Origin of the sequence: Mesorhizobium sp. KACC 23794 (genome assembly GCF_052180275.1) — a bacterium.
In the GTDB taxonomy this organism is placed as follows: domain Bacteria; phylum Pseudomonadota; class Alphaproteobacteria; order Rhizobiales; family Rhizobiaceae; genus Kumtagia.
In genome coordinates this window covers 776,400-789,038 of the sequence record NZ_CP197465.1, presented here as the reverse complement: position 1 = coordinate 789,038, position 12,639 = coordinate 776,400, and the positions used below count along the sequence as shown (strand labels likewise).

Below are 12,639 nucleotides of genomic sequence, written 5' to 3'. Positions count from 1 at the left end.
AATCAGGCCGTGGGCGCCAATCGCGCCTGCGGCCTTTGTTTTGCCTGCCCCGGCGCGCCGTACCAGGCCACGGCCGCCAGCAGCACGCCGAGCATCAATCCGTTCAGCACGTGCCAGAGGAAATGCGTGCCCAGCGGGAAGGAGCCGCACACCAGCGGGTCGATCATCCTGAAGGCGACCGAGAAGACGAAGATGCAGGCGGCAACGATGTTGTACCAGCCGGCCGGGCTGCCGCTGCGGATCACGAGCACGCCGAAGAAGATGAGCGCGAGGAACGGCGGCAAATATCCGGTGGAGCCGTTGGTGGCCTGGCGCAGCCAGGCCGGGACGAGCGCGGTGATGGTGCCGACGATGATGTAGAAAACCACGAAAATGGTGAGCGCTTTTGGCCAGGGCATGCCGGCGAAGCGCCGTAGGTTGAACAGCGTGTAGACCAGCGTGAAGCCAGCGATCGGCAATATGTCGAACCAGATGGTGAGCGAGGTGGCGAAGGTGTGGAAGATGGCCGAACCGATGCCGATCGCCACCACCCACCAGGCAAGCACTTCGGCGAAGGTGCCGGCGGCATGACGCCGAACCTCGTAGACGCCCCACAGGCCGGCGGCTACGAAGGTCAGATTGGTCAGCGCGTTGACCGGCTCGGACCAGAATTCCGGCCCCGAGCGTTCGCAATAGAGGTCGATATGCGCCGAGAGTGTCGGACCCATCCGCCTGCCTCTTTTCTCACCGCAACGTGACTTCCCGTTGAAATGGCCATCTGCCTATTGTTTGATGAACAAAAAGATAAGCCGGTGCCACCGGTGAAAGCATCTGGAATCGTCATGAAGCGCGAAAAACTGGGCAAACTGGCGGCGGTCGCGCTGGTTGCGGCGGGGTTTGTCCTTACTGCTGGCATGGCTTCGGCCGAATCGCGCAAACCTCTCGGCGTGGTCGAACTGTTCACCAGCCAAGGCTGCAACTCCTGCCCGCCGGCAGACGCGCTGTTCACCGAACTGGTGCGCAAGGGCGATGTCATCGCGCTCGCCTACCACGTCGACTACTGGGACTATCTCGGCTGGCGCGACACGCTGGCCAAGCCAGAGAACACGCAGCGCCAGCGCGACTACGGGCGCGCCTTCGGTATCCGTTCGGTTTACACGCCGCAGGCGGTCATCAACGGCCGCGTGCATGTCAACGGTGCCAAGAAGTGGGCGGTCAAGGGCACGCTGGAGACGCTGCTGAATTCCGGCAAGGGGATGTCGGTCGATCTCAAGGCCACCTTGCAGGGCGAAAGTATCGTCATCCAGACCGGAACGGGACCGTCGAACAGCAAGGCGCATCTCGTGCTCGTCTATTTCGACAGCGCGAAACCGGTGACGATCGAGCGCGGCGAGAACAGCGGCAACACCATCACCTACTGGAACGCCGTGACCGACGTGCAGACCGCCGGCATGTGGCATGGCGAGGCGGCGCGTTTCGAATTGCCGGCCAGCGAGATTGCCAAGAAGGAAGGTTGCGCCGCCCTGCTGCAGGCGGTCAGCAAGGATGGCATGCCCGGCCCGATCCTTGGCGCCACGATCATCCGCAGCCCGGAATCGCCGTCGACGAAGTAGTTTTGGCCGCGACGGCATTGCCCGTTTTCGCGCTGGACGTTAAGCAGGGCCGCCACCCGGAGGGCCCGCCATGAGCTTCATCCCCGATGTCCCAACCATCGTCCAGTTCGCCGTCGCCACCTTCATCATCGCGATCACGCCGGGGCCGGACATGACGCTGTTCGTCGGACGGGCGCTTTCCGAGGGCCGCGCGGCGGGTTTCGCCTGCATGGCTGGCGCGCTGACCGGCATCATCATCCATACCGCGCTGGTGGCGCTCGGCCTGTCGGCGCTGATCGTCGCTTCGCCGCAGGCGTTTTTCGCGCTGAAGATTTTCGGCGCGGGCTATCTGGTCTGGCTGGCCTGGCAGGCGATCCGCCACGGCTCCGCCTTCTCGCCAGACGCCACGCCGCGCCCTCCGCGCTCGCTGGTCAAGAACTGGGCGACGGGCCTCGGCATCAACCTGATGAACCCGAAGATCATCCTGTTCTTCATGACTTTTTTGCCGCAATTCGTCTCGGCCAGCGATCCGCATGCGCCGGGAAAGCTGTTCTTCCTCGGCATGATGTTTATCGTGCTGTCGATCCCGATCACCGCGCCGATGGTGATCGCCGCCGACCGTTTCGCCGGCCTGCTGCGAAAAAGCCCGCGCGTCACGCGGATCGTCGACTATTTGTTCGCGGGCGTGTTTTCGGCGTTTGCGCTCAAGATTCTCACGGCGCAGGCGAAGTAGGGGACATTCCGTCGTCTTTATTTCGACGCTCTCGCCAGTCCGGGGTCCCTCGCCCTGCCACGGCCAAATAGGCCAAGGCTACCGCACATGCCGCCGTCGATAAGCATCGCAAAGGGCAAACGGGACTCTCGATTGGCAATCTTCCTGCGGGGAGATCAAACCCGCTGCTGAGCGCGACGAGATCGCCAGAATGCAGAAGCATTCCGGCCGCGATGAGGCAGCCGCATAGGTCAGCCAGCCACGCCATCCGAAGAACTCCGAGACGGCAATAATAGCTGCCGATGGCAGTAACGATGCGTAGGTAACCACGACGGCGCCCATGGGGATCATCACGGCTCCTCCGCGGAGGGTTCTGCCGCAAAAATATTCCGGTGTAGAATGAAATTCTCAAGCGTTTGAAAAAGATGCTGCCGAGAGCCTACCTTGGGCTATTGAAATGCCGGATCGGACGCTGATCTGGTCGCGCCAGCGTGTGAATTCGCCTTTGCCAGAAATAGCTTTCTACGTTTCCAGGCCTCCAAAAAAGTTTGAGACAGAACCATCAGGCCACGTCCGAACTCGTAGCCAGAAACGCCTCAATCCTTTCCTCCGCCACGCCCGCCTCACCGGCGATGCGCCGCGCCAGGTCGGCGGCGGCGGGTCGGGGCGAAATGCCTTCCGGTCGGTCGAGCCAGTAGGATACGGGATTGAGCACGCGCCGCTCGTCGACCGGAGCGATGCGCCCCGAGGCAAGCTGGGCGATGGTGAGCGGCGGTCGGGCAAGTGCGATACCCAGGCCGCAAGCGGCGGCGTCCAGCACCAGATTGTAGTCCTCGAAGCGCCGGTCCTCCGGACGCGGACGATAGTCGATGCCATGAGCGCCGAACCAGGCGCGCCAGGCCGATGCGTCGGAATCGTTGATCAGCGGATGGTTGAGCAGGCGTTCCGGCTGCCCTGTCCCGATCCTTGCCGCCAGTCCGGGCGAGCCGACGGGAAAGCAATGTTCCTCGAACAATTGCACGGAGATACGCCCCGGAATGCGACCGCGGCCGCACCGGATCGACAGGTCATGGCCTTCATCCGTGAGATCGGCCTGCCGGTTGTCGACGTCGAGCACGATGCGCAGCTTCGGCGGTCCGCTTTCCAGCATATGCAGTCTCGGCATCAGCCACAGTCCGCTGATCGACGGGATCGAGGTGACGCGCACGACCGCCGCGCCACGCGGCTCCAGCCAGCGGTCGGTGTTGTCGGCAATCAGCGCGAAAGCCTCGCTGGTGCGCAGGAACAGGCGCTGGCCCTCGATGGTCAGCACCACGCCGCGCGCGCCGCGGTCGAACACTTTCAGCCCTAGCCAATGTTCCAGTTTGGCGATCTGCCGGCTGACCGCGCCATGGGTGAGGTTCAGCCGCTCGGCCGCAGCGCTGAAACTGCCTGACTTCGCCGCCGCCTCGAAAGCGCGTAGCGTATCCAGCGGCGGCAGGGAACGGTCCAAGCTGTGATCCATGCTCACAGCTCATCCTCGAATATGTCGTTTGTCAAGAAACTCCTCAAAGTCCACTTGTCCTCCAACGAACTTCCGGAGGAAAAGCCCATGTCTGTCGCCAGCGTAGCGCCTTCGGCCGCGCCTCGGCTCAACCTCGCGACCTTCGCCGCGATCGGCATCACCGTGGTCGGCTGGGCGTCCGCCTTTCCGGCCATCCGCGCCGGCCTTACGGCCTTCGGCCCGCTTGAACTCGGCGCCGTACGCTTCGCCATAGCAGCCATCCCGGCGGCGATTTTCCTTTTGATCGCAAGGCCTTCGTTGCCCTCGCCGGGTGAGGCGTGGCGCTTCGCCACCGGCGGCATCGTCTTCGTCGCGCTCTACACGGTGCTGCTGAACATCGGCGAACAGACCGTCTCGGCCGGCGCCGCCAGCTTCATCATCAATGTCAGCCCCATCCTGACGGCGATCTTCGCCACCATCTTCCTCAGCGAGCGCTTTCCGCTGCTGGCCTGGGGCGGCACGTTCCTGTCGTTCTTCGGCGTGGGCCTGATCGCGCTCGGCGAGGGCGACGGCCTGTCGATCGACACCGGCGCGCTGCTGATCCTTGGCGGCGCCGTCTGCACAACGGTCAACACCATCGTGCAGAAGCCTTTGTTTTCAAGGCACAAACCATTGACGGTCGCCGCCTGGAACATGGTCGTAGGCGGGTTGATCCTGTCGCCCGGCCTGCCCTCGGCGTTCGCCCAGGCGAGCGCAGCCCCGACCGACGCGCTGCTTTCCGCCATCTATCTCGGCATCATCCCGAGCTTTGTCGCCTACGGCGCCTGGGCGGTCACGCTGTCGCGCCTGCCGGCGTCCCGTGCCTCCAACTATCTCTATTGCGTACCGCCGGTCGCCACGCTCATCGGCTTCCTGTGGCTGGGCGAAGTCCCCGGATTGATTGGCATCATCGGCGGTCTCCTGGCGCTCGGTGGCGTGGTCGTGGTCAATCTCAAGCGCTGAGGTCCCCGATTTCCGCTTGGTGATCGGCGAGTTCGCGGGCGGGCCGTGACGCGGCCCGCCCAACATGCTATGGCGCAGCGTTCGCTTTGATTTTTCGGCGGCATCCCCATATAGGCCTGCCATGACGCTCACCCTCGACCTCACCACGCCCGACCGGCGCGACGCCATGCGCGCAAAACCCTTGCTTGCCGAAAAGCCCTCGCTGATCGGCCTGACCCGTGCCGAGATGGCGGCGGCGCTGGTTGCTACCGGCATCGTGCCGGAACGGCAGGCGAAGATGCGGGTGCAGCAATTGTGGCACTGGCTCTATGTGCGCGGCGTCTCCGATTTTTCCGACATGTTCAACATCTCCAAGGACTTGCGTGCCGCCCTCGCGAAGCATTTCGCCATTGCTCGGCCCGAGATCGTCGAGGAGCAGATTTCGAGCGACGGCACGCGCAAATGGCTGTTCCGGTTTCCGCCGCGCGGCGCGGGCAGGCCGGTCGAGATCGAGACCGTTTATATCCCCGAGGAAGGGCGCGGCACGCTGTGCATCTCCAGCCAGGTCGGCTGCACGCTGACCTGTTCCTTCTGCCACACCGGCACGCAGAAGCTGGTTCGCAACCTGACCGCCGAAGAAATCCTCGCACAGCTTCTTACGGCGCGCGACCGGCTCGGCGATTTTCCCGACCGCGACACGCCGGACGGCGCCATCGTCCCGGCCGAAGGGCGAAAAGTCTCCAACATCGTCATGATGGGCATGGGCGAGCCGCTCTACAATTTCGTGTCGGTGAAGAACGCGCTGCTGATTGCGTCGGACGGCGACGGTCTGTCGCTGTCGAAGCGCCGCATCACCCTGTCCACCTCCGGCGTGGTGCCGGAGATTTTCCGCACCGGCGCCGAGATCGGCGTGATGCTGGCGATCTCGCTGCATGCAACAAATGACGACCTGCGCGACCTTTTGGTGCCGATCAACAAAAAATATCCGCTGAAGGAGCTGATCGCCGCCTGCAAGGCCTATCCCGGCCTGTCCAACGCCAAGCGCATCACCTTCGAATATGTGATGCTGAAGGATGTCAACGATTCGCTCGACGACGCCAAGGCGCTGGTCAATCTGCTGAAGGGCGTTCCGGCCAAGATCAACCTGATCCCGTTCAATCCCTGGCCTGGCACCAACTACCAGTGCTCGGATTGGGAAACGATCGAGAAATTCGCCGACTATATCAACAATGCCGGCTACGCCTCGCCGATCCGCACCCCGCGCGGCCGCGACATCCTCGCCGCCTGCGGGCAGCTCAAGTCGGAATCCGAACGGATGAAGAAGGCCGAGCGGCTGGCGCTGGAGGCGATGATGATTGCGGGGCATGGGGACTGACTATGCAGAACCTCTTTGCATAGGGACTTGCGATAGCGAGCGGTGACCTCATGTATGGGTTCTGTCGCAAACTTTTTTGAGGCCCCGAGACGTAGAAAACTATTCCTTGGCAAAGGCTCATTTACACGCTGGCGCGACCAGATCAGTGTCCGATCTGGTATTTTATCTGATCTGGTATTTTAATAGCCCAAGGCCAGTTCTCTGAGTGTCGATTTTCAAACGCTTGAGAATTTCATTACATCGGAATATTTTTGCGACAGAAACGAAATGGGAATGAGGAAACTCGTACTGGCCGTGGCGGCCATCGCGGGGCTGGCAGTCGGCGTCCAGCCGGCCATGGCCGAAACGAACAAGGTGCGGCTGATCAATCTCTACGCGCTGACGCTGCTGCCGCACTACATCGTGCAGGACAAGCAACTCATCGAAAAGCACGCAGCGGGACTCGGGCTGACGGATGTGACGGTGGAGTTCAGCCGCACGCCGAGCGCCGCCACCGCGAACGAGGCGCTTCTGACCGACACGGTCGACATCGTGCATGCCGCCATGGGGCCCCTGCTCACCATCTGGGACAAGACTATCGCGAGGAACAAGGTGAAGGGCATGCTCGGCACCGCCGTCTGCTCGCAGACGCTTTACACGGTCGACCCCCGGATCAAGTCGCTGGACGATTTCCAGGCGAACGACCGCATCGCCATGACGGACGTCAAGACCTCGACGCAAGCCCTCATCCTGCAGATGCAGGCGGCGAAGCAATATGGCTGGGACAATCGCTTCCGTTACGATCCCAACATGATCGCGATGGACAACAATGAGGGCGTGGCGGCGCTTCTTTCCGGCCACACCGAGGTGAAGTCGCAGATGCTCACAGTTCCGTACAGCTACATCGTGGAGCAGGCCGGTGCGCGCAAGATTTTCACCGCCAAGGATCTGTTCGGCGAGATGATCACCGCCACGGTGCTCTACGGCAACCAGAAATTCGTCGACGAGAACCCGGTGCTCTACCAGGCCGTGATCGCAGCCTTCGAGGAGGCCAACGAATTTGTCCGCAACAACAAGGAAGAGGCGGCGAAGATCTATGTGAAGTACGAGCCGCAGAAAGACGGCGCGGACTTCATCGTCAAGCTGCTGCAGCAGGAAGACACGTTCCGCTTCTCCACGACGCCGATCGGCTTCCAGCGCTTCGCCGACTACATGTATGAGAGCGGCCTGATGAAGAACAAGGTCGAGAAGTGGACCGACGTCTTCTTCGACAACGTGGCCGGCAAGCCGGGCAACTGAACGAAACGGCGGCTGGCGGCGCCGGACAGGCTCCGCCGGCAATGAAGGAAACTGTCATGGGACTCTCCAGCGTCAACCCGTACCAGGCGGCCGCAGGCGGCACGCTACCCGCCGCGCTCGACCAGAAGGCGTTCCGCCACTGCCTCGGCAGCTTCGCGACCGGGGTGACGGTGGTGACCGCCGAGACGAACGGCCGGCGCGTCGGCGTCACGGCCAATTCCTTCTCCTCGCTGTCGCTCGACCCGCCGTTGATCCTGTGGTCGCTTCGCCGGCAGTCGAGCAGCCTCGACGCGTTCCTCAAAGCATCGCATTTCTGCGTGAACGTACTGGAAGCCTCGCAGATCGCGCTCGCCACCCGCTTCGCTTCATCGGGCGCCGGGAAGTTCGACCATGTCGACTGGACGCCCGGACGAGGCGGCGCCCCGATCTTGCCTGACGTGGCCGCCGTGATCCAGTGCCGCCTGTACGGGATGCAGGAAGGCGGCGATCACCTGATCTTCCTCGGCGAGGTGGAGGCCTTCTCCTCGACCGCAAGTTCGCCCATGGCCTTCGTGCACGGCAAGTTCGCGCTGGCCGCCGCGCATCCGACCCTGACACCGGCGGTAGTCGGCGATTTCGCACTGGGCTGGGGATAAGGTTGCAGGTATCGCCAAGGCTTCTGGCGCGCAGTCCAGCACAGCGCACCGACCGCAACCCGGGCGCGTTCTTGCCGCGGCCGAGGATGAGTTGGTAAGCGCGCTCCATGGCTGAATCAACGATTGGACGACGGCCCCTGACAACGGCTCTCTATAGTCCAAGAACGACGTCGCCGCGCGGCTTTGCGCAGCAGATGAGCACCTTGCCCTCGGGTGGCATTTCCAGCGGCTCGATTGGATAGTCCACTTGCCCTTCTCTCAGATCGCACATGCAGGTGCTGCAGATTCCCGCCCGGCAGCTAAAGGCCGGGTTGAGCCCTTGCGCCTCGGCAAAATCGAGCAAGCAGTCGAAGCTTTCATCCCACGAAATCGTTACACCCGTGTCCGCGAAACGTATGAGCCGTGCAGCGCTGTCAGAAGACGATCCGCTCTTCTCCGCAGTCTTGGAGGATGCCTTCGTAACGAGAGGTGGCTGGGCGCGAAGCACCGTCGCCGGACCGAAGAACTCATAGCGAATTCGCTCGTCGCGCACGCCAAGTGACAGCAGATGCCCGAAGACGCCTTGCATGAAGCCTGATGGGCCGCAAAGGTAGAATTCGTAGTCGTCCAGCGGCAGCAAGGACTGCAGTAACTCCCGCGTGACGATGCCATGGGTGTCGAAGTCGCGGCCAAGCGCGTCGTCAGCCCTGGGATTGCGATAGCAGAAATGCGTGCTCAGGCCAGTTGTCGCCAACCGCCTGATCTCGTCGCCAAGCGCATGGACCTCGCCGCTTTCGCAAGCATGAATGAACCGCACTTTGCGCTCGCCCTGCCGCGCCAGCGCATGCGCCATCGCAACGAGCGGCGTGAGACCGACGCCGCCGCTCAATAGCACGACCGGCCGGCTGGATTGCAGATCCAACATGAACCGACCTTCCGGTCCGCGCGCCCATAATAGGTCGCCGACATTCACGTCATCATGCAGGTAGTTGGACGAGAGACCGGGACCATACGTCGGAGCCGAGGCAGGCTCACGCTTGACGCTGATACGGTAACGGTCGCTCCAATGAGGACTGCCTGACAGGCTATAGTTGCGCCAGATGGTGCCGCCAGGAGAAACGCCCTCTATGCTAAAGGTCAGGAACTGACCTGGGGAAAACGGCATGAGCGGCTGCCCATCCGCCGGCTCAAGATAGAAGGACGCAATGACCGCGCTCTCGCGCACCTTCCGTGCCACCCTGTAAGGGCGAACAAGCCTTGACGATGTCGAACTATCCATGACGGGTTACGCCGTCGCAGCCATCGGCGCCGGAGTAGTCTCCCTGTCGATCAGCGCCTGCAGCCCCTTGCGGAAACGCAGCGATCCGGCGTCGAGAGCGAGATCCAGATAGGGTGTCGACCGATTGGCCATCCCGGAGTGGACGGCCTCGAGAACAAGACGGTCTTCCTCAAAGGCGTTGCGGGCGCCGGCGGCGATCCGCGCCGTAATTTCCCGGTTGTCCGGATCGGTATTGCGATTCTGCAGCCAGTTGTAGACCGTCCGGTTCTCGTCCACTGGCGTCAGGAAGTGATAGGAGATCATGACGTAGGCATTGTCGGGAAGATTGCTTTCGTCCCCACCGGTGCCCGCGGGCGTGAAGATGGATTTGTTGATGGCGATCGACGGGTAACGCACCTCATAGTGCTGAAGCCGGTCGCACGGCCCCTCGAATGTGACGAGCGGCGCATAATAGGGGGGTACCTCGCGACCACGCATCCAGCGCGAAACGATGACGCCGTCGTCTTTGACCTTTATTTCGAGCGGGGTATCCTCGGTGCCGCCACCAGCAAACGAGGTCACATGCACCCAGGTGACGTGCGAGGGATCAAGGAGATTGTCCGTGAGGTAGAGGTAGTTGCAATTGCAGCTCATCGTGCCGCCTCGGCTTAGACCCCAGGTCGGATTGTCGTAGTTGTCGAGTTGGAAGATGGTGCTTTCGTCGGCCGCCTCGGAATCGCCCATCCATATCCACAGTAGACCCCAACGGTCAGTGACGGGATAGCTGCGGACTGTCGCGGTGGAAGGGACACGTGTCTGGGTCGGCGCGCCGAAGCAGCCCCCACCACGGCCGAACGTCAAACCGTGGTAGCCGCAGATGACGTGATCGCCTTTCAGACTGCCCATCGACAGCGGCAGTTTGCGATGCGGACACGCGTCCTCGAGCGCCACCGGGGTTCCGTCTTCTTGCCGGTAGAGGACGATCTTCTCGCCGAGGATGGTGAGAGGCGTGAGTTGCCTCGCCACATCGCTGCTGCGCGTCGCAACATACCACGTATTTCGAAGATACATAATTCAAGCTCTCCAGATCCCGGCCATTTAAGCCACAGCCAGGACGTTGCAGGGGTGATTTACAATAAACAATTTAAAAATATTCATAAGAATATGAGCTCTATTCATATAGGAAATAACCAAGGTAGGGACTATTTTTCTCTGTTTATGCCCTTCCTTCTTAGAGTTGCGACAAGAATGTCTTGTAGTCTCGCTTTCCGTCTTCGATCGCTGCATCCAGCAGCGTTCGACCATGTTCAGGTCGAGCAAGACGAGAGTCGGAACCCACTCTACCGTCGGGAAAATGGAGCCGATGCTGCCGGGCATCGGCGTGATTGTCGCCTGCATGGTCGCGCAGATATTCAATCGACAGCCTGGGAGGAGCCGCCGCTGGCGCGGCCTTGGGGTGTTCTGGGAAGAGCGCCTGCGTGATCGCTATTTCACTCGGTGTTGCATGCATGCCTTCGCCTTCGCCGTAAAGCTCTCGCCGCAAGGCGTCGGCTGTGGGGTACTCCCACCAACTGCGGAAAAAGAAACGCATGTCCCGCTGGCTTCCGCTTGCGGAGAGGCTCCTCTCAGCCTGCAGATCCTGGCAGGCTGCGCGCACAGGGCCGACATTGCCGCCATGTCCGTTGAGAAAATAGAAGCGCTCAAACCCCTGCGACGCCAATGACTGAACGTAGTCCGTGACGATCGACATCAGCGTCTTGGAACGCATCGAGATGGTACCAGGAAAGCGGAGGTTGAAGGGCGCCACGCCAAAGGCGATCGTCGGGCCGAGCATGACGTCGTCCGACCCCGAAATTCCGCGTGCAATCGCCTCAGCGCACAAGGCGTCGGTGCCGATCAGACCGTTGGGGCCGTGCTGTTCGATCGAACCGAGCGGCACGATGATTCCCTTGCTGCGGTCGAGATAGGCCTCGACTTCATTCCAGGTGGTGAAGACTAGTTCCATGGCTGGCATTCCATCATAGGGACGGTAGGCCCGGCCTACCAAGGCTGAAGACCTATTTCGCTTGCAGCCATTTCTGATCGAGTTGATCGAAGAAGCCCTGCATCTTTTTGACCGTGATCCAGTTGTTCAGATAGTTCAGCCAGATCTGGTCATCCTGCGCGATCATGAAGCTGGCCGGTCGCTTGCTGCGGGCTTTCTCTACCGGAACGATCATCAGTTCGGGATAGCGCTGTACCAAGGCCGCGGCATCGACATTGCTGGTGATGGTCACATCGGCGCGACCGGAAAGAACTTCCTGAAATCCGAGCGCCGGCGCTTCCACCTGCTTAAGCGTCGCCGTCTTGAAATAGGCCTTGGCTTGCGCGTCGAAGACAGTACCCAGTGTCGTCCCGACCGTTACGTCCTGCTTGTCGATATCCGCCCAGCTTTTGAAACGCTCGGCATTCTCCTTCTTCGTCACAGGAACGGTGCCAAATTCGAGGTATGGCTGCGTGAACCCTGCGACTTTGGCACGATCAATAGATAGCGAAACGCCTGACATCACGACATCATACTTGTCGGCGGTGATGCCGTTGATCAATGTCTTCCAGTCTGCCGGTACGAACTCGACCTTCACGCCAAGATCCTTGGCCAGCTCAATGGCCGCGTCAATGTCGTGCCCGACATAACTCTGGGTGGCGGTGTCGCGCGCGCTGATCGGCGGGAAATCGCCCGTAGTTCCAACCCGCACGACGCCGGCTTCCAAGATTTTGTCCAGACGGGACGAGGTCGCGTCCTGTGACTGGGCCGGTGTAAATGCAGCGATGGCAAGGCCTGCAGCGAGCGCGCCAGGCAAGAGTTTATCTAACAATGTCATGAACGCATCTCCTTGTTGTCATGCGGATTTCTGCCAGGCGCTCCGCGCAGCATCTACACGTCCTGCCCGGTGCCGAGGGTGAATGTGCGACGTGAATCGAAAGCATGCACTTCGACCTCCAGCAGGATGTTTGGGTGCCAGAAGTTGGAGCAGCCGATGAACGATAGTGTCGGTCGTGTTCCCAGAACGATCTCAGCATGCGTCTCTCCGGCCTGTTCCCAGTCCCTAGTGTCAAGCATGTAGATGTTGCTGGAAACGATATGCTCGAAGCCCATGTCGGCCTGTGCCAGCGTCTCGCCGATGATCTTCAGGCACTGGCGTGTCTGGCCGCGAATATCACCGGGGAAAAGTACTTCACCGGAAGCGTCCGACGGTGAGGTGAGGCAGGTGCGGAAGAAGGGGCCAACCATGACGGCACGGGAATGCTTCATGCGCTCTTCCCAAGGGCGGCCCGAAGAGAAATATTGGATCATTTCGGTCACTTTCGTTTGTCGTTTCGCGTGTGC

At 61.5% G+C, this 12,639-nt stretch carries 14 protein-coding genes; 6 read left to right on the top strand and 8 right to left on the bottom strand.

Annotated features, from left to right (window positions below; all coding sequences use genetic code 11):
- Positions 1–2: 2 nt before the first annotated feature.
- Positions 3–707: a ceramidase domain-containing protein gene (locus ACSBOB_RS04060; RefSeq protein ID WP_442581185.1), complete on the bottom strand. Its 705-nt coding sequence runs from the start codon at positions 705–707 to the stop codon at positions 3–5.
- A 114-nt stretch (positions 708–821) separates the two neighbouring features.
- On the opposite strand from ACSBOB_RS04060, the gene ACSBOB_RS04055 reads away from it, so the two are divergent.
- Complete coding sequence (locus tag ACSBOB_RS04055) at positions 822–1,592, top strand: DUF1223 domain-containing protein (protein ID WP_442581184.1); 771 nt, start codon at positions 822–824, stop codon at positions 1,590–1,592.
- Between the two features lie 70 nt (positions 1,593–1,662).
- Positions 1,663–2,304 carry a LysE family translocator gene (locus tag ACSBOB_RS04050; RefSeq protein ID WP_442581183.1) on the top strand — a complete coding sequence of 214 codons (642 nt, stop codon included), beginning with the start codon at positions 1,663–1,665 and terminating at the stop codon, positions 2,302–2,304.
- Between the two features lie 78 nt (positions 2,305–2,382).
- Here ACSBOB_RS04050 and ACSBOB_RS04045 read toward each other — a convergent pair whose 3' ends face one another.
- Together ACSBOB_RS04045 and ACSBOB_RS04040 are read right to left on the bottom strand one after the other, a co-directional pair.
- Positions 2,383–2,634, bottom strand: a complete 252-nt coding sequence (locus ACSBOB_RS04045) for a hypothetical protein (protein WP_442581182.1) — start codon at positions 2,632–2,634, stop codon at positions 2,383–2,385.
- Positions 2,635–2,845: 211 nt separating this feature from the next.
- Entirely contained in the window at positions 2,846–3,787 is a 942-nt protein-coding gene (locus ACSBOB_RS04040) for a LysR family transcriptional regulator (RefSeq protein WP_442581181.1), read from the bottom strand.
- A gap of 87 nt (positions 3,788–3,874) precedes the next feature.
- On the opposite strand from ACSBOB_RS04040, the gene ACSBOB_RS04035 reads away from it, so the two are divergent.
- From ACSBOB_RS04035 to ACSBOB_RS04020, 4 genes are all read left to right on the top strand, one after another.
- Positions 3,875–4,768: a DMT family transporter gene (locus ACSBOB_RS04035; protein ID WP_442581180.1), complete on the top strand. Its 894-nt coding sequence runs from the start codon at positions 3,875–3,877 to the stop codon at positions 4,766–4,768.
- Between the two features lie 121 nt (positions 4,769–4,889).
- Entirely contained in the window at positions 4,890–6,122 is a 1,233-nt protein-coding gene (rlmN, locus tag ACSBOB_RS04030; RefSeq protein WP_442581179.1) for a 23S rRNA (adenine(2503)-C(2))-methyltransferase RlmN, read from the top strand.
- A 273-nt stretch (positions 6,123–6,395) separates the two neighbouring features.
- On the top strand, positions 6,396–7,400 hold the full coding sequence (locus ACSBOB_RS04025) for an ABC transporter substrate-binding protein (protein ID WP_442581178.1): 1,005 nt from the start codon (positions 6,396–6,398) through the stop codon (positions 7,398–7,400).
- A gap of 56 nt (positions 7,401–7,456) precedes the next feature.
- A complete protein-coding gene (locus tag ACSBOB_RS04020) occupies positions 7,457–8,035 on the top strand; it encodes a flavin reductase family protein (RefSeq protein WP_442581177.1) in 579 nt (192 codons plus the stop codon).
- 151 nt (positions 8,036–8,186) lie between these two features.
- Here ACSBOB_RS04020 and ACSBOB_RS04015 read toward each other — a convergent pair whose 3' ends face one another.
- The 5 genes from ACSBOB_RS04015 to ACSBOB_RS03995 form a co-directional block, all read right to left on the bottom strand.
- Positions 8,187–9,239 carry a 2Fe-2S iron-sulfur cluster-binding protein gene (locus ACSBOB_RS04015; protein ID WP_442581176.1) on the bottom strand — a complete coding sequence of 351 codons (1,053 nt, stop codon included), beginning with the start codon at positions 9,237–9,239 and terminating at the stop codon, positions 8,187–8,189.
- Between the two features lie 60 nt (positions 9,240–9,299).
- Entirely contained in the window at positions 9,300–10,343 is a 1,044-nt protein-coding gene (locus ACSBOB_RS04010) for an aromatic ring-hydroxylating dioxygenase subunit alpha (protein WP_442581175.1), read from the bottom strand.
- A 160-nt stretch (positions 10,344–10,503) separates the two neighbouring features.
- Positions 10,504–11,277, bottom strand: a complete 774-nt coding sequence (locus tag ACSBOB_RS04005; protein ID WP_442581174.1) for a creatininase family protein — start codon at positions 11,275–11,277, stop codon at positions 10,504–10,506.
- 52 nt (positions 11,278–11,329) lie between these two features.
- A complete protein-coding gene (locus ACSBOB_RS04000) occupies positions 11,330–12,133 on the bottom strand; it encodes a transporter substrate-binding domain-containing protein (protein WP_442581173.1) in 804 nt (267 codons plus the stop codon).
- 53 nt (positions 12,134–12,186) lie between these two features.
- Positions 12,187–12,606 carry a Rid family hydrolase gene (locus ACSBOB_RS03995; protein ID WP_442583630.1) on the bottom strand — a complete coding sequence of 140 codons (420 nt, stop codon included), beginning with the start codon at positions 12,604–12,606 and terminating at the stop codon, positions 12,187–12,189.
- Positions 12,607–12,639: the final 33 nt, after the last annotated feature.

Coding starts and splice junctions, on each gene's coding strand:
- ACSBOB_RS04060 (WP_442581185.1), bottom strand. CDS start 707: ATGGGTCCGACACTCTCGGCGCATATCGACCTCTATTGCGAACGCTCG.
- ACSBOB_RS04055 (WP_442581184.1), top strand. CDS start 822: ATGAAGCGCGAAAAACTGGGCAAACTGGCGGCGGTCGCGCTGGTTGCG.
- ACSBOB_RS04050 (WP_442581183.1), top strand. CDS start 1,663: ATGAGCTTCATCCCCGATGTCCCAACCATCGTCCAGTTCGCCGTCGCC.
- ACSBOB_RS04045 (WP_442581182.1), bottom strand. CDS start 2,634: ATGATCCCCATGGGCGCCGTCGTGGTTACCTACGCATCGTTACTGCCA.
- ACSBOB_RS04040 (WP_442581181.1), bottom strand. CDS start 3,787: ATGGATCACAGCTTGGACCGTTCCCTGCCGCCGCTGGATACGCTACGC.
- ACSBOB_RS04035 (WP_442581180.1), top strand. CDS start 3,875: ATGTCTGTCGCCAGCGTAGCGCCTTCGGCCGCGCCTCGGCTCAACCTC.
- rlmN (WP_442581179.1), top strand. CDS start 4,890: ATGACGCTCACCCTCGACCTCACCACGCCCGACCGGCGCGACGCCATG.
- ACSBOB_RS04025 (WP_442581178.1), top strand. CDS start 6,396: ATGAGGAAACTCGTACTGGCCGTGGCGGCCATCGCGGGGCTGGCAGTC.
- ACSBOB_RS04020 (WP_442581177.1), top strand. CDS start 7,457: ATGGGACTCTCCAGCGTCAACCCGTACCAGGCGGCCGCAGGCGGCACG.
- ACSBOB_RS04010 (WP_442581175.1), bottom strand. CDS start 10,343: ATGTATCTTCGAAATACGTGGTATGTTGCGACGCGCAGCAGCGATGTG.
- ACSBOB_RS04005 (WP_442581174.1), bottom strand. CDS start 11,277: ATGGAACTAGTCTTCACCACCTGGAATGAAGTCGAGGCCTATCTCGAC.
- ACSBOB_RS04000 (WP_442581173.1), bottom strand. CDS start 12,133: ATGACATTGTTAGATAAACTCTTGCCTGGCGCGCTCGCTGCAGGCCTT.
- ACSBOB_RS03995 (WP_442583630.1), bottom strand. CDS start 12,606: ATGATCCAATATTTCTCTTCGGGCCGCCCTTGGGAAGAGCGCATGAAG.